Annotated in this window: 18 protein-coding genes and 1 pseudogene; 9 read left to right on the top strand and 10 right to left on the bottom strand. The window is 51.2% G+C overall.

The window, feature by feature from the left end:
• Positions 1–254 precede the first annotated feature (254 nt).
• A pseudogene (locus tag Q9L42_RS16265) lies at positions 255–1,869 on the top strand (ISNCY family transposase).
• A gap of 262 nt (positions 1,870–2,131) precedes the next feature.
• Positions 2,132–2,857 carry a glutathione S-transferase family protein gene (locus Q9L42_RS16260; protein ID WP_349431414.1) on the top strand — a complete coding sequence of 242 codons (726 nt, stop codon included), beginning with the start codon at positions 2,132–2,134 and terminating at the stop codon, positions 2,855–2,857.
• 26 nt (positions 2,858–2,883) lie between these two features.
• Here the strand turns inward: Q9L42_RS16260 and def are convergent, their stop codons facing one another.
• Positions 2,884–3,411, bottom strand: coding sequence for a peptide deformylase (gene def / locus Q9L42_RS16255; protein ID WP_305907369.1), 528 nt, complete (start codon positions 3,409–3,411; stop codon positions 2,884–2,886).
• Between the two features lie 192 nt (positions 3,412–3,603).
• Here def and Q9L42_RS16250 point away from each other — a divergent pair, with 192 nt between their 5' ends.
• The 5 genes from Q9L42_RS16250 (at position 3,604) to Q9L42_RS16230 (ending at position 7,125) form a co-directional block, all read left to right on the top strand.
• Positions 3,604–4,221: a methylthioribulose 1-phosphate dehydratase gene (locus Q9L42_RS16250; protein WP_305907370.1), complete on the top strand. Its 618-nt coding sequence runs from the start codon at positions 3,604–3,606 to the stop codon at positions 4,219–4,221.
• Complete coding sequence (locus Q9L42_RS16245) at positions 4,218–4,778, top strand: 1,2-dihydroxy-3-keto-5-methylthiopentene dioxygenase (protein ID WP_305907371.1); 561 nt, start codon at positions 4,218–4,220, stop codon at positions 4,776–4,778. The genes Q9L42_RS16250 and Q9L42_RS16245 overlap by 4 nt, the downstream gene beginning before the upstream one ends.
• Positions 4,775–5,473, top strand: coding sequence for an acireductone synthase (gene mtnC, locus Q9L42_RS16240; protein WP_305907372.1), 699 nt, complete (start codon positions 4,775–4,777; stop codon positions 5,471–5,473). The genes Q9L42_RS16245 and mtnC overlap by 4 nt, the downstream gene beginning before the upstream one ends.
• Before the next feature lie 347 nt (positions 5,474–5,820).
• Positions 5,821–6,309 carry a cytochrome P460 family protein gene (locus Q9L42_RS16235; protein WP_305907373.1) on the top strand — a complete coding sequence of 163 codons (489 nt, stop codon included), beginning with the start codon at positions 5,821–5,823 and terminating at the stop codon, positions 6,307–6,309.
• Between the two features lie 447 nt (positions 6,310–6,756).
• Positions 6,757–7,125, top strand: a complete 369-nt coding sequence (locus tag Q9L42_RS16230) for a group I truncated hemoglobin (RefSeq protein ID WP_349431413.1) — start codon at positions 6,757–6,759, stop codon at positions 7,123–7,125.
• 100 nt (positions 7,126–7,225) lie between these two features.
• Here the strand turns inward: Q9L42_RS16230 and gloB are convergent, their stop codons facing one another.
• The 9 genes from gloB to Q9L42_RS16185 form a co-directional block, all read right to left on the bottom strand.
• Positions 7,226–7,990, bottom strand: coding sequence for a hydroxyacylglutathione hydrolase (gloB, locus tag Q9L42_RS16225; RefSeq protein WP_349431412.1), 765 nt, complete (start codon positions 7,988–7,990; stop codon positions 7,226–7,228).
• Between the two features lie 121 nt (positions 7,991–8,111).
• Positions 8,112–9,974, bottom strand: a complete 1,863-nt coding sequence (gene dxs, locus Q9L42_RS16220) for a 1-deoxy-D-xylulose-5-phosphate synthase (RefSeq protein ID WP_305907374.1) — start codon at positions 9,972–9,974, stop codon at positions 8,112–8,114.
• Positions 9,975–9,976: 2 nt separating this feature from the next.
• Positions 9,977–11,608, bottom strand: a complete 1,632-nt coding sequence (locus Q9L42_RS16215) for a copper resistance D family protein (RefSeq protein ID WP_305907375.1) — start codon at positions 11,606–11,608, stop codon at positions 9,977–9,979.
• A gap of 5 nt (positions 11,609–11,613) precedes the next feature.
• Complete coding sequence (locus Q9L42_RS16210; RefSeq protein ID WP_305907376.1) at positions 11,614–11,991, bottom strand: copper resistance CopC family protein; 378 nt, start codon at positions 11,989–11,991, stop codon at positions 11,614–11,616.
• A gap of 69 nt (positions 11,992–12,060) precedes the next feature.
• Entirely contained in the window at positions 12,061–13,449 is a 1,389-nt protein-coding gene (locus tag Q9L42_RS16205; RefSeq protein WP_305907377.1) for an aspartate aminotransferase family protein, read from the bottom strand.
• A gap of 16 nt (positions 13,450–13,465) precedes the next feature.
• Positions 13,466–16,072, bottom strand: a complete 2,607-nt coding sequence (locus Q9L42_RS16200; protein WP_349431411.1) for an MMPL family transporter — start codon at positions 16,070–16,072, stop codon at positions 13,466–13,468.
• Positions 16,073–16,078: 6 nt separating this feature from the next.
• Positions 16,079–16,801: a phosphorylase gene (locus tag Q9L42_RS16195; RefSeq protein ID WP_305907379.1), complete on the bottom strand. Its 723-nt coding sequence runs from the start codon at positions 16,799–16,801 to the stop codon at positions 16,079–16,081.
• Complete coding sequence (gene shc, locus Q9L42_RS16190) at positions 16,798–18,753, bottom strand: squalene--hopene cyclase (RefSeq protein WP_305907380.1); 1,956 nt, start codon at positions 18,751–18,753, stop codon at positions 16,798–16,800. Before shc ends, Q9L42_RS16195 begins: the two co-directional genes overlap by 4 nt.
• Before the next feature lie 12 nt (positions 18,754–18,765).
• Positions 18,766–19,860 (bottom strand): phytoene/squalene synthase family protein, encoded by a 1,095-nt coding sequence (locus Q9L42_RS16185; protein WP_305907381.1) that lies wholly within the window; start codon positions 19,858–19,860, stop codon positions 18,766–18,768.
• 480 nt (positions 19,861–20,340) lie between these two features.
• On the opposite strand from Q9L42_RS16185, the gene hpnH reads away from it, so the two are divergent.
• A complete protein-coding gene (gene hpnH / locus Q9L42_RS16180; protein WP_305907382.1) occupies positions 20,341–21,438 on the top strand; it encodes an adenosyl-hopene transferase HpnH in 1,098 nt (365 codons plus the stop codon).
• On the top strand, positions 21,438–22,562 hold the full coding sequence (locus tag Q9L42_RS16175) for a glycosyltransferase (RefSeq protein ID WP_305907383.1): 1,125 nt from the start codon (positions 21,438–21,440) through the stop codon (positions 22,560–22,562). The genes hpnH and Q9L42_RS16175 overlap by 1 nt, the downstream gene beginning before the upstream one ends.
• The last annotated feature ends 1 nt before the right edge of the window (position 22,563 follow it).

Genomic DNA, 22,563 nt, shown 5'->3' with positions numbered 1-22,563 from the left:
CTCGTTTATTTGTCACTTTCATTTTAATCTTTTGGCGGTCATCAATATTGATCTGCTTAAGTCGAGGTTGAATTAGTGCCTGACCGAAAATTGATTATCCCTAAAATAATCAATGGGATATAATGAATTCCGGGAAATGAGTTTGCAGCCCAAAATCACGATTGTTGCGTTGCTCAATCCGTAAGGTACTGATTTTGGGTGAGCGCCGCCATAAAAATTTACGAAAACCAGAAATCTTCGTCCGTTGAAATCCTATGCGCACCGTCAAGAATCCGCAAATGAGCCTCGGTCAGGTCGATATTGCCGACATCGAGATTAACCTCAAATCCAGAGACGACATCCCGCAACTGCTGCTAGGGTTGCAGTACATCTATACCACGCCCGAACTGCGCGACCGTGTGTTCGCCATCCTCGAGCAGGTTATCCCCTACCGAAGCGGTCAGGGCCTTAGCGAAGCAGAGCGTCAGCAACCCGCTGACCCAGGGCGCGGTCGGCCCGGCCTGGAACAATGGAAAATTCTGGTGCTGGGCGTTTTGCGTCTGGGCCTGAATACCGACTATGACCGCATCCATGAACTGGCCAACCACCACAATACCATTCGACAGATGCTGGGCCATAGCGACTGGTGTGACGACACGAAGTATTCTCTCCAGCGCATCAAAGACAATCTGAGGCTGTTCACCCCGGAACTGTTCGATCAAATCAACCAGGAAGTGGTCAGAGCCGGCCATGCCCTGGTAAAAAAAAAGCCAAACGCTGGGCCAACCGTCCGCAGTGACTCGACTGCCGCCGCGACGGTCGACCACAGCGATAAACTGAGAGGGCGGTGCGATTCCTTTGTGGTCGAAACCGACGTCCATTTTCCGACCGACATCAACCTGCTGTATGATGCGATCCGCAAAGCCATTGAAGAGAGTCATACGCTGGCGAAACACTATGACCTGCCGGACTGGCGTCAATACCGGCACAACATCCGGCGACTCAAACAACAGTACCGAAGAGCTCAACAGCTCAAACGCTCCACCAGCCAGGATGAAAACAAACAAGCCGTACGGGAACAAGCCATCCAACAGGCTCATCAGACCTACCTGGACCTGGCGAGCGCCTACCTGGGCAAATCCGAGCGCACCTTAAAACAAGCCCTGGACCGTGGCGCCCTGGCCGATGAAACGCAGCCGTTGCAATCCTACCAGGCCTATGCCCGCCTGCTGCTGGACCAAATTGAGCGCCGCGTCATACGCAGCGAAACCATCCCTCATGCCGAAAAGATCTTCTCCGTGTTTGAACCGCACACCGAATGGATCAGCAAAGGCAAAGCTTCCGCTCCTGCTCACGCTCCTTACCTACATCCCTGTAGGCAAAGCAGGCGTCCCGGTTGAGTTGGGTTTAAGGGTCTGCGTGATGGAGGACCACCATCGCTTCGTTCTTCACCACCTAGTGATGGAAAAGCAAACCGATGACAAAGTCGCCGTCGACATGGTCACCGAAACGCGCCGGCGCTTCCCCGAACTGACCGTGACCAGCTTCGACAAAGGCTTTCACAGCCCGGCTAACCAAAAGGAACTGAAAAATCATCTGGAACAGGTGATTCTGCCCAAAAAAGGCCGACTCAGCGCCGCGGATCAAGCGCGGGAAGGCAGCAATGCTTTTAAACAACTACGCCACCAACACTCCGCCGTGGAATCGGCCATCAATGCCCTGGAGCATAACGGCTTGGATATCTGCCCCGACCACGGCCTCGATGGCTTCAAACGCTATGTCGCACTGGCGGTCGTCTCGCGCAATATCAAACGGTTGGGCGCCATCCTGCGTCAGCAGGCGCAGGCGAAAGAAAAACGCAAGCGCGGCCCCTACCAACAAGCGGCCTGAACAATACCATCGGAGCGAGAAAAGGCTCACTACAGGATAGTTGCGCCCGCAGACCGGTGAATGGCCCGCTAATGAAGAAATCAGACGAGACAGCGATGGATTTTTTCCGGAAAATGGCCTGGGTTGATCAAAATGAGTGTGGCAAAAGTTGGGTATCGGTTGAAAAAAAGGCTTTTTCTGTCAGACACGAATTAACTATTAATGACTCTAATCCAGATATCAATTTCTGTATAATTTGAAGTCCCGCTCTCAGGAAATCAACATGTTGACCTTGTATCAATTCCCGATCTCGCATTACTGCGAAAAAATTCGTTGGGCGCTGGACTATAAACAACTCGACTATAGGGCCATAAACCTGTTGCCTGGCCTGCACACCAGACAGGCCAGAAAACTGGTCGGATCGACCTCGTTACCGATTCTGCTGCATGATGGTAAAGCCATTCAAAATTCCAGCGACATACTCGATTATTTGGATCAGCAATTTCCCGATTCGCCGCTGGCGCCCGAGGAGGCGGGGCTAAGGGGACAAGTTTTGGCCTGGGAAAAATTTGCCGATGAAGAGATCGGAGTTCCGGTCAGGATGGCTTGTTACCATGTGCTGCTGGACTATCCCGAAGTCGTCATTCCTTTGTTTACCGACAATGGCCCGTGGTATGGACCGTTAATGATGAAGATCATATTTCCTAAACTCAGGCAAAAAATGCGCGCTATGATGAAGATTAATGAGCGAACGGTTCGGATTGCGCATAAACGTTTGGAAAAAGCCGTCGATAAGGTTTGGGTTCGTCTGCAAAACCGCGAATTTTTGGTCGGCGATCATTTCAGTCGCGCCGATTTAGCGACCGCGGCTTTACTGGCTCCCTTATGTTGGCCGCAAAAATACGGCCTAAATTGGCCGCGAAACTTTCCGGAGCGGCTTGAAACGATTGCCGCGCCATATCGGGAAAAATTAGCCTGGGTGGATGGCTTATATGATCAATACCGATAGCAAGGTGAAAAAAGCGCAAAGACGGTTCAAGAGTTAAATAATTTCAAATACTCGCTTTCGGCAATGATGTCGCGATTATTTTCCACCCTGTCCAAGTAGACCAAGCCATGCAGATGATCGTATTCGTGTTGGAAAATGCGGGCGACAAAGTCATGCAGCACCATTTCATCATTTTGGCCGTCGCTGTTTTGATAGTTGACTCGGACCGAGAGATAGCGAGGAACCAAGGCGCGAATGCCGGGGATGCTTAGGCAACCTTCCCAGTCTTTATTCAGCGTTTGATCGATGACCTGGTAGATCGGATTAATCATCACCACCGGCTCCATCTCGGGCGCTTCGGGGTAACGGGGCGTAGGCCTGGAGGCAATGATCATGATGCGCAACGATTCGCCGATCTGTGGCGCGGCAATGCCGACGCCGTTGCTCTCGGCCAAGGTCGCGAGCATGTCGGCAATAATTTGCTGCACCGACGGAGAACGGCCATCGTTGACCGAGCGGGCATGCTCTCTTAATAGTGGGTTGCCCAGTTGGATAATGTCTCTTATGTTGGTCATCAAGCTACCACGCTTCATACATGAATTGGTCGTCATTGACCGACAAACTAAACTGAAATACTGTGTCGGTCAAATCGGGATTGCAGGGCAAGCGCGAGGGTTGCGCTCAATAATTTTTTCTCATATCCCCGCGCGTTTGAGCGTAAAATACGCCAAATATTTACAGTGTCAACAGGAGCATATCTCGCGGATATGACAAACCAAGATGAATTTAAGCGCATCGCCGGGCAATTGATCGCGGCAGGGCGCTTTATCGACAGCAAAGGCTGGGTGCCGGCCACCAGCGGTAATTTTTCCGTCAGACTCAGTGACGGCCGCATCGCAATTACCGTGTCCGGCAAACATAAGGGACAATTAGAGACCGAGGATATCATGCTGGTCGATGGCGACGGTCAGTCGCTGGACGGGAAAAAACCGTCTGCCGAAACATTGCTGCATACCTCGCTTTACCAGCGTTTCCCGGACGTTCAAGCCGTTTTGCATCCACATTCGCTGCATGCGACGCTGGCGGCGCGGTTATTTAAGGATGAAATGGTGTTGGAAGACTATGAATTGCTGAAAGCCTTGTCCGACATCGACACCCATCAAAGCCGGATAGTCATTCCCATCTTCGCCAATGATCAAAATATTCGGCGTTTGGCGGCGGTTGTCAAAAACTACTTGGATCATCATGACGCTATTCATGCTTATATCATCGCCGGCCACGGCTTTTACACCTGGGGACGTTCGCTGGAGGAAGCATTGAGACATTTGGAAGCGCTGGAATTTTTATTTGAATGTGAAATACGCCTGCATGGAGTCAAAAAATGAGTCGATTAACTATCTACAATGACCGTAATCCCGAGCTAAACAGCCGCTTTACCGATTTTGACGCCATCGCTGGCAAACTGAACGAGATCGGCGTACAGTTTGAACGCTGGCAAACCGATGCCGAATTTGCCGCGGATGCCGATAGCGATACGGTGTTAGCCGCTTATCAAGACTCTATAGAACGGCTGAAACAACAATATCAGTTTCAATCGGTCGACGTGATCGCCCTGAAACCCGATCATCCGGACAAGGCGACGCTGAGACAAAAATTTCTCGATGAGCATACCCATGCCGATTTTGAAATCCGTTTCTTCGTCGAAGGTTGCGCCTTGTTTTATTTACATATCAAGGACAGGGTTTATGCGGTTTTGTGCGAGCAGGGCGATTTGATCAGCGTTCCGGCCAATACGCCGCATTGGTTTGATATGGGAGAAAATCCCGATTTCAAATGCATACGCTTTTTTACCACCGATGAAGGTTGGCAGGCTCAATCGAGCGGTGACGACATCGCTAAAAGATTCCCGACTTTTGAACAATATAGGGCGGATCACGCATGATCAAGGCGATAGTGACCGATATTGAAGGAACGACATCGTCGTTATCGTTCGTCAAGGATGTTTTGTTTCCCTATGCCAGAGAACATATCGCCGATTTTGTTCGCCAACATAAGCAGCAAGCCGAGGTTGCCCGCTTGCTGGACGAGGCTAGGCAAGAAGCGGGACGGAAGTTGGCGCTTGAAGCATTGATCGATCAACTGATTAGTTGGATAGATCAGGATAGGAAGGTCACGCCGTTGAAGTCGCTACAGGGCTTGATATGGCAAGCAGGTTACCGGCAGGGCGATTATCAAGGCCATGTCTATGAAGATGCTTACAATGCCTTGCTGCGTTGGCGGCGGCAGGGAATCGCCTTATATGTCTATTCCTCCGGTTCGGTTTATGCGCAGAAATTATTGTTCGGTCATAGCGATCATGGCGATTTGACACCGATGTTCGAAGGCTATTTCGATACCCATATCGGCGCCAAGAAGGAAATGCAATCGTATCGGCGCATTGCCGAACACATTAATATGCCGCCTAGGCAGCTGTTATTCTTATCAGACAGTAAAGAAGAGTTGGATGCCGCCCGTGAGGCCGGTTTTCAAACCTGCTGGCTGGTTAGGGAGCAGGTTGAAATCGATCGGGATGCCGGTCATCTGCAGGCAAGAAGTTTTGCCGAGATCGACGTAGCGGCCATCGCAAGTAATGCTTGAATGTTCAGTGCTTCTGCTTAGGAATCCATATCGCAACTATTCAGTATCCCTGTCGCTTGCACTTCTTCCGCAAGCAATGGATAGTAAAAGAAATATTTTCTCAGTGTCTAGCTGAATAGTTACTCCATATCAATTGAAGCTTGTCGAGCCGAGGACGGCGCCCCTACGGGTGTTGTGATTAATTTAAATGTTCGAAGGTGCGCTTTACAGCGCAGCGGATCCGCCAACAAGGTTTTAAGTCATGATATGACTTTGCCCACCATAAAAACCTAGGTTTTAACTTTGTTATTTGATATAAATTAAGTTGATTAATTCAGTTGGTTTTATCTTAATTAGGGAGTAGCGAAGTGAAAATAAATTTATTGAAAAAGTCTTTGGGGATCGGGGCGATTTTCTTGGCGTCCACGGTCTGGGCGGAATCAGAGGTCGCCAACAAACCTGTCCATGGAGAATATAAGGATTGGCGTTTACTCAGCGTTTCCCATCGACTGGAAAAGAAAACATTGCGAGCTATATTAGGAAACGACAAGGCCATCGAGGCGGCCCGTCAGGGTAAAACCACGCCATGGCCGGATGGCGCGATATTGGCCAAAGTCGTCTGGAAAGAGCGTCAACATCCCAATTGGCCGCAGGCTATCGTTCCGGCGGATTTCGCCGCGGCCGAGGCGATGATCAAGGACAGCAAGAAATATGCTAGCACCGGTGGTTGGGGGTTTGCCCATTGGCAGGATAACAAGCTGGTGATGCATGACAAGGAAACCGCCGCCAAATGCTACGCCTGTCATGTGCCAATGAAAGATCATGACTATGTCTATACCTTCAATGCCTTGCAATGATGTTTGCTAAGCGCGCATTTTCCACAGAAGCAAACCTTTAGACTGAGGGAGCAGCTGAAGCCGACGGTTTTTCCGCTGCTCTCAAGCCATCCTATAAGCCCGCCAGATTCTCGGCGTGGCTGTTAGCCTTGTCGTCAGATTTCTCTAAAACGCCTGGTTTTCCGAATTCATACGATGTTTTCAATAGCCTGTATACCGATGAAAACGGCTTTCATCGTTTGCCGTTCAGTCGGCAGTGCTAGGATTTTTTAGCGCTAATTTCCCAGAACAGTCTATTCATTGCTTATGACATATTTATATTGTATAAGCGCTGTTTATTTGTTACGCTCACGCATGAGTTGACAACTTGTCGTCAGCTTTAGATGCATCGGTATGTCGGAAGCTAGACTCAGTATCATCGAAGAAGCCGGCATCTCGATGACGATAAATCAGACATGAGGAAACGCGATGAGCGAAACGTTATACGAAAGAATAGGGGGCGAAGCCGCCGTCAACGCAGCGGTTGAGGTTTTTTATAGAAAAGTGTTGGAAGATTATCGTATCAATCGTTTTTTCGACAAAACCGACATGGATCAACAAATTGCCAAGCAAAAAGCTTTTTTTACCATGGCTTTTGGCGGACCGAATGAATACAGCGGCAAGAATCTGCGCGATGCCCACGCCAGATTGGTGAAAATGGGCATGGATGATTCACATTTCGATGCGGTCATGGAGCACCTCGGCGATACGCTGGTCGAATTGAACGTGCCGGAAGACTTGATTGGCGAAGCGGCGGCGATTGCGGAAAGCACCCGTGACGACGTGTTAGGCAGGTAATATACTGTTGCCGTTGAATTAGCATACTCAGCGGCGCAAGTAAGCGCGATGCTGAGTAATCTTCCAGCGCTATGATTAGCGCTGGAGCCGTCTTGTCAGTTCAGAAATTATCCTTGAGCTGCCTGATTTTGGCAAACACGCTAGACGGTGTCTGATTCAGCATGCCGACGGCTTGTTGCACTGCGGTGCATTGTTCCCTCAAAAAAGGATTGGTGGCCAGTTCCTGCGCCAGCGTCGAAGGTATCGTCGGTTTGTTTTCCGCGACCAACTCCGTGACTTCGGCTAATCTACGCTGCAGGGCGGGGTTGTCGGCCTCGATCGTTAAGGCGAAGTTGCCGTTGGCTTTGGTGTATTCATGGGCGCAATAAATGCGAGTCGATTCAGGCAAGGCCTTAAACAACTGCAATGAGTTCCACAGCTGTTCCGCAGTACCTTCGAACAAGCGGCCGCAGCCCATAGAAAACATGGTGTCGCCACAAAATAGCGCTTGGCTATCGGGACAAAAATAGCTGATATGACCGTTGGTATGGCCGGGTGTCGCGATGATTTCTATTGTTTCGTTCCCCAGTGTCAAGCGGTCGCCATGTTCGACGGTGCGATCGACGCCCGGTATGCGCTCTTTGTCGTAGGCCGAGGCGATGATTTGACAGCTGGTGTCTTTTTTCAGCTCTAAATTGCCGTTGACATGGTCCCAATGATGGTGGGTATTGAATATGTAATTTAATCGCCATCCCTTTTCCGTTAATGCCTGACGTACCGGTTCAGCCAAGGCTGGGTCGACCACTGCCGTTTCGCCGGAAACCGGCTCATGCAGCAAATAAATATAATTGTCGGTAAGCACCGGTAGCTGGACAATTTCTAGCATTTGTTAATCCTAATTAACTGGAAAGCGGTATTGCAAAATACAGGCGCAGTAGTCATGGCCGCGGTGGCGGGGCGCTGAGTATATCTGCTGTGGCAAATTCTGCGCCTCGAAGGTGAACATCTCAAGCGCAGAAGTTCTCGATTTGAGCGGTGATGCCCACGGCGTCGAGTTTGCACAGGCTGAGCAGTTCCTCGCGGCTGCCTTGCTCGATGTATTCGTCCGGCAGGCCGATGTTCAATACCGGCATCAGAATCCGCTGGCGATGCAGGAATTCGTTGACGGCGCTGCCGGCGCCGCCGGCGATGACGTTTTCTTCGACGGTGATGAAAGCATCGTGGGTTTTGGCCAGTTCCAGGATCAGCGCCTCATCGATCGGTTTAACGAAACGCATGTTGGCGACGGTGGCGCCGAGCTGCTTGCCGGCTTCCAGCGCCGGGCTGACCATTGAGCCCCAGGCCAGGATGGCGATGCGGCCGCCCTGATGACGGATTTCGCCCTTGCCGATTTCCAGTGTCGACAGCTCGCAATTGACGGCGACGCCGGGCCCTTTGCCGCGCGGATAACGCACCGAGGCCGGGCCTTCGTAGTGGTAGCCGGTGCTCAGCATCTGCCGGCATTCGTTTTCGTCGGCCGCCGCCATCACCACCATGTTGGGGATGCAGCGCAGGAAACTGTGGTCGAAGCTGCCGGCATGGGTCGGGCCGTCCGGCCCAACCAGCCCGGCGCGGTCCAGCGCGAACAAGACATCGAGATTCTGCAAGGCGACGTCGTGGATCAGCTGATCATAGGCGCGTTGCAGAAAGGTCGAATAAATCGCCACGACCGGCTTGGCGCCCTGACAGGCTTGGCCGGCGGCCAAGGTGACGGCATGCTGCTCGGCGATGGCGACATCGAAATAACGCTTCGGGAAACGCTGGGAAAATTCGACCAGGCCGGAGCCTTCGCGCATCGCCGGGGTGATGCCCAGCAGACGCTCGTCCTGTTCGGCCATGTCGCACAGCCAACGGCCGAACACCTGAGTATAGGTCGGGTGCGGCGACGGCGCGGCCTTCGGCAGGCTATCCTTGCTCGGGTCGAAGGCCGGTACGCCGTGATAGGCCAGCGGATCCTTCTCGGCCGGGGCGTAGCCCTTGCCTTTCTTGGTCACGACATGGAGAAACACTGGGCCGGTCAGATCCTTGATATTCTCCAGCGTCGACACCAGCATCTCCAGATCATGGCCGTCGATCGGGCCGATATAATTGAAGCCCAGTTCCTCGAACAAGGTGCCCGGCACGATCATGCCCTTAACGTGTTCCTCGGTCTTGCGGGCCAACTCCCACATGCTCGGCATGCTGCTCAGCACCTTCTTGCTTTCCTCGCGCACCGACGAATACAGCTTGCTGGACAGCACCTTGGTCAGATAATTGTTCATCGCGCCGACATTCGGCGAAATCGACATGTCGTTATCGTTCAGAATCACCAGCAAATTGGCGTTGACGTCACCGGCGTGGTTCATCGCCTCGTAGGCCATGCCGCCGGTGATGCTGCCGTCGCCGATGATCGCCACCATCTTCTTGTCTTCGCCGCGCAATTGCGAGGCGATCGCCATGCCCAAGGCGGCGCTGATCGAGGTGCTGGAATGGCCGACGCCGAAGGCGTCGTATTCGCTTTCCGCGCGCTTGGGGAAGGCTGAGACGCCGCCGTAAGTACGGATGGTCGGCATGCGTTCTTTGCGGCCGGTCAGAATCTTATGTGGATAAGCTTGATGACCGACATCCCAAACCAACTGATCGGACGGGGTGTCGAAGATATAATGCAAAGCCACCGTCAATTCGACGGTGCCGAGACCGGCGGAGAAATGGCCGCCGGACAGGCTGACGGTATGGGTTAAATATTCGCGCAGTTCCTTTGCCAGTTCCGGCAATTGTGACTTGCTCAGTTTGCGGACATCGGTCGGCAGATCGATATCTTTAAGCAGTGGATAATCTTTAGTCAGGTTCATAATCAATATAAAGGTTCACGATAGAACAACAGAATGATGCCTATCTGAAATAGGGCGAATACCGAGATAAACCCGGCGATCTCTTTGCCCGGAGAGTCCAGTTTTAACTCCAGCCAGCGGCCACAGGCCAGAATCAAGGCAAACAAGCCCATCAAGGTGTGGCCGACCTGGATTAGAAAAGCCGTTTTAGGTTCAAACCCGACATGGGAATGCGCCAACAGCATCAGTCCGCCGAAGGCCGCCAAAATTGGAAATAAATAGGGCAGCTTGCTATCCGGGTCTTGGGTCAGTCGGGCTTTCATTTCCAGCAGCCCCAGCATAAATACCAACAGAGTGGCGATGCGATGTTGTAAGACTTCGCCGTTGTTGAAGGTGCTTTCCCAGAAGCCAATAGGACCGAGCGGCCAGGTTTCTGCATCGCTGCGGAAAAACAAAAAGATACCCAACAGGACAAAACCGATCGGCCAATATTTCGCCCAGGTTAATTTTTTATAATAGGACAGCATGGCGAAAATGCTCATGATCGTCAGGAAGATGCCGGAAACATTATGGTTATAGTCTGACCATGCCGTTGCCGCTTCTGACGGGACCTGGCCGACAATCGCGACGCGCCCTTCTTCACCGGCCAGTAATGCCTCGTGCGACGGCGATTCGATGCGGGGTATGCGCGGCGCAAAAGTATTTAAGACTTCCTGCCAGCTAGCGGTCAGATGGGGAATATCGATCGCCGGAGGTTGCGAAGCCAGACTGGCGGCGGTAAACAGCAGGGTGACTAGGACAAATGCCTCGGCTTCGATGTAATAGGGCACCCGATAATTGACGTCATGATTGTTGGCGCTGAGAAAATAATCATGCACCGCGCGTCGGTTCATGCCGGCAAAAAACAGCGCGATGCCTAACATTAGAATTTTAACCAATAAAAGGTTGCCGTAGCCGGTGCCGATAAGACTGTTCAAACTATCGAAATAATGTAACGCGATCGGTAGGCCCGAAGCGACGATCGATATGACCGCGACGATACCGATCGGAGAAAAGCGCCATAACAACGCCGGCCATAATTGCTCATTGATTTGGCCTTTGCTTTTCATTCGCCAGACGCTGAGCAATTGAAAGACGCTGCCCACCCAGACCGCAGCGGAAACCTGATGGATGACGGTAAACAACATCAGCAATTCGCGGTCTTCCAGTCGGCTAGCGCCATGCACTAGCCAGGCGCCAGAAATCACCATCGGCAGCGCCAAGACAATGCCGATCAGCCAGTATTTGGTGATGCGAAAATTATGTTTTAAGACGTTGCGGATATACAAGGCCAGGATCAGCGCGAAAAAGGCGCGAATCAGGCCGGCTTGGAATTGCACGGTGTTGGCGAAAGCCGGGAATGGCCAACGCTCCAGCGTTGCCGTCATGAGCCAGATTTTCAAGACGATTTTCGCCAGCTGGGTGATGACCAGGGTATAGGCGCCAACATAGGTTAGATGAACGCTTTTGCTCAAAAACTTATTGGTGTAATGCGCCATCGGATCCCAGGGCCTTAGCACAAAAATTCCCCAAATCAGGCCGCCGACAGCCAGCGAGTAAAAGGTGAGGTCGACACCGCCGATTAATGAATCGAGAAAATCAGCAATTCCTTCCATAGTGTTCACTTGCCCTCAGCCACAAAAAAACGCACGATATCTTCGCTCAAGTGACCGTCTGCGGCAAAAATGCTCAGTTTTAAGGCATATTCTCCGGGCGTTAAAGGCGGAATGTCGATGATGACGTTGCCTTGATGCCCGCCAGGTTCGGCATTGAGAAGTTGCATTTTATCGCCGGCGCTGACTAGAAAAATTTGCGACAGGCCCAGTTCGACCTGGGAGTTGAATGTCAGGCGCACTTTTGTCGCCTTATTCGGCGCGATTTTCTCGACATTCAATGATGTATCGGTGACGACGGCATGAGCATGCAGCTGACTGTAAGGTAATAAAATGAGTGCAAGTAGTGCCGTTAACTTGAAATGACGTGAAAGTTGATTAAGCATGATTCCTCTCAAATTGTTGGTTATTGCCGCAAAGCACTTGAACGATTATTGCGGCAATTAAAAGGGGGATTACTTCTTTTTGTTTTTCATCGCATGGCTGGCCAGGTTTTTCCCCAAATCCCAAATTGATCCGGGAACTTGATGGGTATCGGCAATCGCTTGGTCGAACGAATTAACGATCCAGTCACGATCTTTTTGCGTCAAATTCAACGGCGGCAGCAATTTGACGACATTCATGCCGTGGCCGGCAACTTGGGTCAGAATGCGATACTCCTTGAACAAAGGAATCGTAATCATCTGGCAGAACAAGCCTTTATTCGCGGCTTCCAACATCGCCCAGGCGGCCTTCAGTGACAAGCTTTTCGGAGATTGAAACTCGATCGCGATCATCATGCCTTTGCCGCGCGCTTCCTTCAGGAATTCGTAGTTGGAAGCCATGGCATTGATGCTGTTGATGATGTCCTCGCCGACCTTGGCGCTGTTCTCCACCAGTTTTTCATCTTCCATGACCTGAAGGGTGGCGAGACCGGCAGCCATCGCCATGTTGTTTTTCGAAAAGGTCGAACCATGGACAACGGCTCTATCCATGCGGTTGAAGACGGTGTCCATGATTTTTGAGGTCATCGCGACCGCGCCGACCGGAACAAAACCGCCGGACAGGGCTTTGGCCATGCAGATCATGTCCGGTTGCACGCCCCAGTGGTCGATGGCCCAGAATTTTCCAGTGCGACCCAGGCCAGTCTGGACTTCGTCGGCAACGAACAAAGTGCCGTATTTCTTACATAGGCGTTCCACTTCAGGCAGATAGTTGCCATCCGGCACGTTGACGCCTTTGCCTTGCACCGGTTCGACGATGAAGGCGGCGACGTCTTTGTTGCTCAACGCCTTTTCCAGCGCCTCCAGGTCGTTAAAAGGGACCGCATGACAGCCGGGTAGCAAGGGACCGAAGCCTTCGCGAAAAATCTGTTCGCCGTTCAACGACAGCGAGCCCATCGTCAGACCATGATAGCCGTGCTCGCAAAAGACGATTTTTTCGCGTTTGGTGACATAACGGGAAAATTTGATCGCCGCTTCCACCGATTCGGTGCCGGAATTACAGAAAAACATCTTGCTGAGATTATCCGGCGTCGTCTGTAGAATTTTTTCGGCCAGCAAGCCGCTGAGCAAGGATACGTCCATTTGCACCAGATTAGGTAATTCCAGCGTCAAGGTTTCTTGCAGGGCGCTGACGACGGTCGGATGGTTGCGGCCGATGGCAAAGACGCCGAATCCGCTTAACAAATCAAGGTATTCGTTATCCTTTTCATCGTATAAATATTGACCGATCGCTCTTTTATAATCACGGTCGTAGCCTATGGTCCGCAATACGCGAACCATTTGATTGTTGAGATGCTGTTCGTGCAAATCAAATTTCTTTTCAAAATGTTGAGAAAAAAGATTAGCGATGCTGAATGACATGAATTACCTCTAAAAATTAAACTCGTTTGCCGTAGAAAGCCGGCAAAACAATTAAAGTGCATAACAACGTAAAAGTAATGCCTATGGCCAATAACAAGCCCATGCTGGCGGTGCCCAAATGAGGCGTGAAAGCCAGGCTGGAAAAGCTGCATAGCGTCGTTAAAGAGCTGAAGAATACGCCTCGGGCGGAACTGCTTTCCAGTATATTGGCGCTGTTGAATTGCTCAGACTGCAGGCGATGCAGGATATGGATGCCGCTGTCTACCCCCATGCCCATCAGTAACGGCAGGGCGATGATGTTGGCGAAGTTGAACGGATTATTCAGCAACACATTGGCGGCTCCGGTCAGCAAACCGGCCAGTAATAAAGGGCCTAGCACCAATAAGCTGTTTTTTAGACTCTTCAGAATCAACAATAACAAGATGAAAATGGCGATCAGTGCGCCGCCGAATGCCTCTATGAAAGCCCTGACAACGGCGTTGCCCGAGGCTTGGTCGGCGACCGGCAAGCCGCTGACTGACGGATCCACGCTCTGAGCTTCGGCGACGAACTGTTTCAGGTTTTCAACCTTATTCTGGTCGTATTCCGGCGTAATCAAGATTTTGTACAGGCCGTTGTCGCTTAGCCAATGCGACGACAGGTAGCCGGGAATGTTGTCAATTTGGAATGGCTGCGCCGTCAGACTTGTTCTCAAGCGGTTCATCGTGAAAGGCAGCAATCCCAAAATCCGTTTTTCCAGCGCCTTGGCCTGGTCCGATGCATTTTCGCTATTGATCAGCGTACGCAGGTCTTGGGTCAGTCGTTCAAGCTCCGTCTTGCTGGGGGCTTGCCGATGTGTGCTTAAATAGCGTTCACTGTCGGCAATAAAGTCCTTGATAGCAGCCAATGGCTGGGTATTGTTCAATTGTTTTTTGTCAAAGTTACTGAGCTGATTACCCAGAATCAAGGCCAGTTCTTCGATAATGTAGAGTTTTTCGTCTTGGTTCTCGGGGACCAGATTGCTCAATACGATCGTGTCGTGCACCGAAGGCAAGGCCTGAAATTGTTCGGCCAGCTGTTGGGCGGTTTTCAGATCAGGGGCCAGGGACGCCAGCGAAAAAGGCGAGTCCGTTTTCGATTTTAATAATTCCTTGATCGTGGACACCGACTCGCTGTCCGGGTTCCTAAGGTTGATCGGGTTCGAGTCGAATCTCAACTGCGTCAAGATCGCCGCACTGGCCAGTGCAAAGATGACCGAATAAACGCGTATCCGGGTGGCATGGTGAAAAGGCAGCGTCGTCAAAAAGGAGGGTTTGAACGATGAGCGTATCGGCTTGACGTTTTTGACGACCAGGATCTTTAATAAGGCCGGCAGTATCGTGAGTGAAATAAGCAAGCCGATAAACATGCCGGCGCCGGAGATGATGCCCAGTTCCGAGACGCCGGAATAATCGGTGGGGATGAAGGCCAGAAAGCCCAATGCCGTGGTGATGGCGCAAAGAAACAGCGAGACCCCGATCGTTTTTACGCTATTATTGATCGCCTCATTGTTTTCCATGCCCTCGGCTCTACATTCGCGATAATGCAGACACAGATGTATCGCGTAATCAACGCCTAGGCCGATATACAGTACCGCAAAGGCGATGGAAATCAGGTTCAGGTGGCCGATCGCGACGGTGGCGAAACCGGCGGTCAAGATCAAACCTAAGATCAGCGAGATAAAAGTCGCCAGCAGTAATTTGAATGAGCGCAGGGCGATCAGTAATGCACTGCAGACCAGGATCAAGGAGGCGATGCCGGCAATTTCGGCGCCCTTGGCGACGCTTTCCAGCTCTTCATGCTCCAATGCCGTTTCGCCGGTGATGCGTATTCTGACCGAGGGATTGGCCTTCATGATGTCGCTGGACGAAGTCCGGGCGGCGGTCAATGCATGTTCGGCCGGCATGATTTCGTCAAACCTCATTTTCGGCTTGGCGATGACGATGGTGCGGTTGCTGTCGGTATTCAATTTGCCCGCCGCCAACAGGCTTTGCCAGGACATGTTGCCGGGCCGGCCCTGCAATTGTTTGACGACAGTCTCATCGATTGATTTCAGTAATGGATTCAAATCCATAGGCAACTCATCTGGCTCTTGTTCCAGCGCCTTGATAATGATGCTGAATAGGCCTTCAAGATGATAGTGCTGAGACAGATAACCGATGAACGGCTGGGCGTCGGTTAGTTTGCCGGCCAGGTCGTCCAGTTCATCGACGTCAAGATAGAGCAATGCCTGTTGCCTGAAAAATGCATTGTCAGTCGGAATGTAGGCCGATTCAAAATGATTCGTCTGGGCGATCAGTTGCTTCTTCAGACGGCTGGCGGCAATCGAGGTTTCTTCCGGTGTCGTGGCTTCGACCACCAGAATAATGGCGCCGGCATCTTGAGGAAATGCGGACTCCAGGCGCATACGGTTTTTTTGAAACGGTAAGTCGGGCGACAGCATTTGCCCGGTGTTGGTGTTGACACCCAGGTTATTGATCGTGTAATAAAGACTAAAGCCCGCGAAGATGCTGGTCAATAAAATCAGCGTCAACGGAAAACGCAAAACTCTACTGCTCCAGCAGCAGAGAAAGGATTCGATGTAAGATGATGGATGACGGGCCATGAAAATTCAATCCGTTTGTAATTGGCTAAACTCCGTTATTTTACCAAGGTATTTGGCGATTGACCTTAGTGTCTTCTTTGCGGCATTAAAATGCCGCCCTAACGTGATTAAGCTGGGGATTTCCGATGGGTGAGTCAGAACATAGCCGATCAGTTTGGGCAATTCAACTTCACCCTCCGCGTTCAAGGCGTGACTGACGGCTTGAGGAAGGCTCATGCTGACCGGATCTGCTATGGTTCTGATGGCCAGAAAGGGCAGGCCAGCCTTAGTCGCCGTTTCGGCGATCGCATAGCTTTCCATATCGAGGGCTAGCGAGCCCGTTTTTTCATAAATCGTTCGTTTTTTGTTGCGGTCGGCAACGAGTGTTGCGCTGGTCGTCAGGCTGCCGATATTGATCGAGAGTTCGGAGCCGATAATGCTGCGAACGTGATCGATCCAGTCGCGGTCGCAGTCGATCGCGGGTTGGTCGTCGGCCTTGACGACATCGGCTATGACCAGGCTGCCGGGCATAAGTTCAGCCGACAGCGCCGCGGCGCAACCCCAACTAATCAGTTTATTCGCGCCACGGTCGATCAATAATTCAGCTGCTGCGCGGGCGTTCTCGGCGCCGGCGCCGCCATGAGCGACCAGTATGTCGTTCGTTAACGGCGCGTAATGACCTTTTTCAACTTTTCCGGAGACCAGGGTGCCGAGTTCTTCGGGTAAGGCAACGATAATCCCCGTAATCACTGTTTATTCAGCTCATTTCGATATCTGGCTAGCGCCCATAATGGGAAAAACTTATCGTAGCCGTGATATTTCAGATAAAACACGCGAGGGAAGCCCGGCGCAGTAAAGCACTCATCGTTCCATGCGCCGTCGTCCAGCTGATTTTTCAGCATGAACTCGATGCCGGCTCTGACTTCCGGGCTATGCACTTCACCGGCGGCGATCAGGCCTAATACCGCCCATGCCGTCTGGAATGCGGTGCTGAAATGATATTTGCCGCGATATTTTTGATCGTCATGGTAGCTGTTGTTATCTTCGCCCCAGCCGCCGTCTTCGCGTTGTACGCTTTTCAGCCAGTCCGCCGCTTTACGGTACATCGGATCGGTTTTAGGGACATTGGTTTGTTCCAGGCCCAATAACACCGACCAGGTGCCGTAGATATAATTGGTGCCCCAGCGACCGAACCAGGAGCCGTCTTCCTCTTGTTCGCTGCGGATGTAATCGAGGGTGCGCTCCAATGCCGGCAGATACTCGTCATGATCTTTGGCGACCCGGGCCATCAACATCGCGCAGCGGGCGCTGACGTCAACGGTTGGCGGGTCGAGCAAGGCGCCGTGGTCGGCAAACGGAATTTCGTTCAGATAGTAATTGGTGTTATCGACATCGAACGCGCCGTAGCCGCCGTTTCGGGATTGCATGCCGACGATCCAGCGCGTGGCCTGATGAATCGATTGTTCCAAGTCCGGCAGGCCGGATTCGGCCATACCAAAGGCGACCACGGCGGTATCGTCGACGTCAGGATAGTAGGCGTTGTTAAACTGGAACGCCCAGCCGCCGCCCGGCAGACCGGGACGGGAAATCTGCCAGTCTCCCACTTGGTCGGATAGTTGTTTGGTTTTCAGCCAGTCGTAGGCGCGTTTCAGGCTGGCGCTGTTACCGTTATTATCGGCTTCAATCAACGCTAGGGCAGTCAAACTGGTGTCCCAGACCGGCGACAGGCAAGGTTGGCAATAGGCGTATTCATCATTGACGACCAATAGTTTGTCTATCGACTTTCTGGCGATCACGACATTAGGGTGATCCTTGGGCATACCCAGCAGCAGCATGGCCTCATAGGCGTTGACCATGGCTGGGAAAATGCCGCCTAGCCCGTCTTCGCCGTTCAAACGTTCGGTAAACCAGTCCAATGCCTTTTGAATGGCGCGTTCATGCATGCTGCGTGGAATCAGCGGGCGGGTAACCCGACCCAGTTTGTCCAGCCCTAGGAAAAATTTATTAAGCAGAGTGCGCTCGGGAAAATAGTGCCTCTCCTTATCCGGATGCACGACGAACAATTCCAGGACGTCGACATTGTGCGGATTCTTGGCCTTGGCTTTTAGCGTACAGAGTATGAACAGCGGCACCATCACGGTGCGCGACCAATAGGAAACCTTGTCCAGGTGGAAAGGGAACCATTTCGGCAGCAGCATGATTTCCACCGGTATGTATGGTACGCCGCGCCAAGGCAGCTGTTCGAACATAGCTAGCGCGATGCGGGTGAATACATTGGCCTTGGCCGCTCCGCCTTGACTCAGAATCCAGTTGCGCAATTTTTCCATGTGCGGCGCATCGATCGAATCGCCGGCCATCTTCAAGGCGTAATAGACTTTGACGCTGCAGCTGAGGTCGCCGTCTCCGCCAGTGAACAGTGGATAACTGCCGTCCTCGGACTGGCGGCTGCGCAGATAAACGGCGATTTTGGATTGTAATTTCTTATCAATATCATCAAGATAATGCATCATCATGATGTATTCGGCGGGAATCGTGCAGTCCGCTTCCAGTTCGAACAGCCAGTATCCTTCTTCATCCTGCAGCGTGAGCAGGTGTTCTTGCGCCTTGATTATGGCCTGTTCCAGCGCGTTACGGCCGATGCCTGTCGAGGATGTCGTGTTAGAGGGTACGTTGCTAATCTCTATGTCGGATTCTGTAAACATAATGATTCCTTCTTATTGTCCTGGTGAGGGCAATCTGGGTGAATATTGCCAATCGGGTGTTTTCAGTTTTCGGCTGGTAATATTAAAGAGTAAAGACAACAATGTGTTGCTGCGCACCGCCAATTTTGTCGCGAAAATAGTCGCTTTAACGCTGTTGCGGGTGATTTTTACCTGGCTGGAATCGTTAAAGTCCAGGTTTTGTTTGATTTTCTTCAGGGTCAGTACGGCCATGCCCAGCGCCCATAAGCAGAAATTACGAATGCCGGTTTCATGAGACGGAATCAGCTGGGTGTAGAGCAGGGCGTCATGCAGATGACCTTGGGCAATGCTGATTAAATGCTCCAAACCTTGGCGAAAACGTTCATCATCGGTTTCCGGGGTCAGGTCTTTCAGGTCGAAGCCGGTTTCGCTGAAAATATCCTGGGGCAGCCAGCATACGCCACGTTTGGCGTCGTCCCAGATATCCTTGAGGATATTGGTCATTTGCAGGCCTTGGCCAAAAGAGACAGAGAGTTTCAGTAATTGTTCGCGGTGTTGATCGATTTCAGGCGAGTAGTGACAGAACAATTTAGCCAGCATTTCACCGACGCAACCGGCCACGTAATAACAATAGTTATCCATATCGGCCATCGTTTCCAGACCAGCATGCAAATCCATGGCCTGAAATATAGGCATGCCATTGGCCATCGTTTCTACGCATTCGGCGAGGGCTTCGATTTGCGCGGGGTCAAACGAATGGGTGATGGCGATGACTCGAGGAGTCAGGTGTATCAGGCTGTGTTCGGCGGGTAGGGTTTGCTCGGAAAGCAATGGCGCCAATTGTTCGGCAAACGCTTGGGAATTTTTTCCCTTTTTGACGATCTCGATGAACTGGTTGCAGAAATATTTTTTCTGCTCCGCCGACAACGACACCTCATCTTCGATCGTGTCGACGATACGACATAACAGATAGGCATTGGCGACGGCCGGATAAAGCTCGTTCGGCAGTTGCGGAATGGTCAAGGCGAAGGTGCGAGAGACGCCTTCCAGTAAAATAGCCTGCAATTCTTTATCGGATAGTGGCTGCAGTGTTTCCGGCTTGTCGATGGAAATCTGAGGTCCGTTCATGTGTTTTGATTGGCGAGTTACATTAATTAATGGTTGAGATAATGATAGACTGTTTGTTGGTATTTTGCAAAGCAATGTTGCTTGAATGCAAAAGCGCTGTCCGTTGGGATTGCCGTGCATGCGAAAGCTAACCAGAATAAACTTAATAATCGCTTAATTTTGATGATTATCGACTGTTTTCGCCGCCAATCATCAGTGTCGGAGTCTGTTGTAATTAGGCTATAATTTTTGCTGAAAAAACATCTTGCAGGGTCGCTTGTTGCTGTTTTTTCCTTTTTTTGCTGGAGTCGGCGGTGAAAAAGTAGTATTCTTGGGACGAAATTGCTCGATAAAACCCCTGGCTTGCGGGATTATAAGCATTATAAATTATAGGGTTATGTTTTATTGATGGGTATTTTCGGTGGCTTTTCGCTTTGTTGTTATGTCACAACAGGCGGGCGCCGACTGAATTTTTTTTCGTGGTTTTTGGAGATTAAGCTTGTGAGTGTTCCTTTACGTCAGCAATTAACTGTGGGTAGTTATTTAATCAAGCAGAAGCTAAAAGGAGTCAAAAAATATCCTTTGGTATTAATGCTGGAGCCATTGTTTCGATGTAATCTGGCATGCGCGGGCTGCGGGAAAATCGATTATCCGGACGAAATTCTGAATAAACGTCTGTCCGTGCAAGAATGTTTGGACGCCGTTGACGAATGCGGTGCGCCGATGGTGTCCATTCCGGGCGGAGAGCCTTTGATTCATAAGGAAATGCCGCAAATTGTCGAAGGCATCATCGCCAGAAAGAAGTTTGTTTATCTGTGCACCAATGCATTGTTATTGAAGAAAAGGATCAAGGATTACACACCTTCGCCTTATTTAACGTTTTCCATCCATCTCGATGGCAACCGGGAAAGACATGATGCTTCTGTCTGTCAGGAAGGGGTTTTCGACCAGGCGGTCGAGGCGATTAAGATCGCGTTGGAAAAAGGTTTCCGTGTGACGATTAACTGCACCTTGTTCCAGGGCGAAACGTCGGAAGAAGTCGCGAAATTCCTGGACTATGCAATGGAGTTGGGTGTCGAAGGCGTGACCATCGCGCCAGGCTTTAGTTATGAACACGCTCCTCATCAAGATGTCTTCATTAAAGGTCGCGATATCAAGGAGCTATTCCGCGGCATCTTTAAAATCGGCAAGCAACGTAAGTGGAAGTTGAATCACTCTTCCCTGTATCTGGATTTTCTGGCTGGCAATCAGAACTACGACTGCACGCCTTGGGGTAATCCGACCCGTAATGTTTTCGGTTGGCAAAAGCCCTGCTATTTATTGGCCGATGAAGGTAATGCGGAAACCTTTCAGGAATTATTGGATGAGACTCCGTGGGATAAATACGGCAGCGTAAAAAATCCGAAATGCGCTAACTGTATGGCGCACTGCGGTTATGAAGCAACCGCCGTTGAAGACACTCTGCGCAATCCTTTGAAAGCGTTAGTGGCCAATTTCCGCGGCCCAAGAACGGAAGGGCCGATGGTGCCGGAAAAACAACCGGAACTCGCCGAAACAAAAAGTTCCATTAAAGATATTCCGGTGAAAATTGAATCCTGATGGCTGAGCTGTTTTTTGATCTGTCGGCGCTGGCGTTGTTGATTTGGGGCATTACCTTGTTATTGCCTTGGCAGCCTTGGCGGAGCCGGGAAGTTCTGGAGGCGGTTGATGCCGATGCTAATTACGCCTTAGAGGACGTGACGGTCGTCATTCCCGCCAGAGACGAGGCCGAAGTCATCGCCGATACTTTGGCGGCGCTGAGTAAGCAAGGACGTGGCTTTAAGGTTATTGTCGTCGATGACGATTCCAGTGACGGCACCGCCGAGATCGTTCGATCCAGCGGCTTGCCCGATTTGCAAGTGGTGGAATCGAAAACGCTACCGACAGGCTGGAGCGGTAAATTATGGGCGCAGGAACAAGCCTTGCAGCTGGTCAAAACCCCGTTGACCTTGCTGTTGGATGCCGATATCGCCTTGCGTCCGGGTATGCTTAAGAGTCTGAAACAAAAGTATCTTGCCGGCAACGTGCAGTTTATATCGCTGATGGCCGTGTTGCGTTTCGATTCGTTTTGGGAAAGATTGTTAATGCCGCCCTTTATCTACTTTTTCAAGATGATTTATCCTTTTTCACTGGCCAATGATCCGAATTCTAAAATGGCGGCAGCTGCCGGTGGCTGTATTTTGGTGGAAACGGCCGCGCTAACGGAGATCGGCGGCATGGCGGCGATTAAAGACGCATTGATCGATGACTGTACGTTGGCGAAAACGATTAAGCGGTCCGGCTATAATATTTGGGTTGGTTTGACCCATGGGGTGGTCAGTCAGCGTCCATACGGAACGTTGTCGGAAATTTGGGATATGGTCGCCAGAACCGCCTATACGCAATTGTACTATTCCGTGTCTTTGTTGTTGGCGTGTACTTTCATCATGCTGTTGATGTATTGGTGGCCATTATTAGCGTTGTTTAGTTTACCGGGCGTGGCGACATTGTTGAATCTGTTGTCGCTGTCGATGATGATGGCGCTCTTTTTGCCTACACTGCGTTTTTACGGATTTAATCCGCTTTGGGCGATTTTAATGCCGGTGGTGGCCGGCTTGTATTTAATGATGGTATGGACATCTGCAATACGTTATTGGCGCGGAGAAAGATCGCGCTGGAAAGGGCGTAGTTATCTGACAGACTAAA

The organism is Methylomarinum sp. Ch1-1, assembly GCF_030717995.2.
Classification (GTDB): domain Bacteria; phylum Pseudomonadota; class Gammaproteobacteria; order Methylococcales; family Methylomonadaceae; genus Methylomarinum; species Methylomarinum roseum.
This window is presented reverse-complemented; position numbering and strand designations above follow the sequence as displayed.

Coding starts and splice junctions, on each gene's coding strand:
- Q9L42_RS16185 (WP_305907381.1), bottom strand. CDS start 19,860: ATGAACGGACCTCAGATTTCCATCGACAAGCCGGAAACACTGCAGCCA.
- Q9L42_RS16215 (WP_305907375.1), bottom strand. CDS start 11,608: ATGGAAGGAATTGCTGATTTTCTCGATTCATTAATCGGCGGTGTCGAC.
- dxs (WP_305907374.1), bottom strand. CDS start 9,974: ATGAACCTGACTAAAGATTATCCACTGCTTAAAGATATCGATCTGCCG.
- Q9L42_RS16200 (WP_349431411.1), bottom strand. CDS start 16,072: ATGGCCCGTCATCCATCATCTTACATCGAATCCTTTCTCTGCTGCTGG.
- Q9L42_RS16260 (WP_349431414.1), top strand. CDS start 2,132: ATGTTGACCTTGTATCAATTCCCGATCTCGCATTACTGCGAAAAAATT.
- shc (WP_305907380.1), bottom strand. CDS start 18,753: ATGTTTACAGAATCCGACATAGAGATTAGCAACGTACCCTCTAACACG.
- Q9L42_RS16245 (WP_305907371.1), top strand. CDS start 4,218: ATGAGTCGATTAACTATCTACAATGACCGTAATCCCGAGCTAAACAGC.
- Q9L42_RS16250 (WP_305907370.1), top strand. CDS start 3,604: ATGACAAACCAAGATGAATTTAAGCGCATCGCCGGGCAATTGATCGCG.
- gloB (WP_349431412.1), bottom strand. CDS start 7,990: ATGCTAGAAATTGTCCAGCTACCGGTGCTTACCGACAATTATATTTAT.
- Q9L42_RS16230 (WP_349431413.1), top strand. CDS start 6,757: ATGAGCGAAACGTTATACGAAAGAATAGGGGGCGAAGCCGCCGTCAAC.
- mtnC (WP_305907372.1), top strand. CDS start 4,775: ATGATCAAGGCGATAGTGACCGATATTGAAGGAACGACATCGTCGTTA.
- Q9L42_RS16175 (WP_305907383.1), top strand. CDS start 21,438: ATGGCTGAGCTGTTTTTTGATCTGTCGGCGCTGGCGTTGTTGATTTGG.
- Q9L42_RS16205 (WP_305907377.1), bottom strand. CDS start 13,449: ATGTCATTCAGCATCGCTAATCTTTTTTCTCAACATTTTGAAAAGAAA.
- Q9L42_RS16210 (WP_305907376.1), bottom strand. CDS start 11,991: ATGCTTAATCAACTTTCACGTCATTTCAAGTTAACGGCACTACTTGCA.
- def (WP_305907369.1), bottom strand. CDS start 3,411: ATGACCAACATAAGAGACATTATCCAACTGGGCAACCCACTATTAAGA.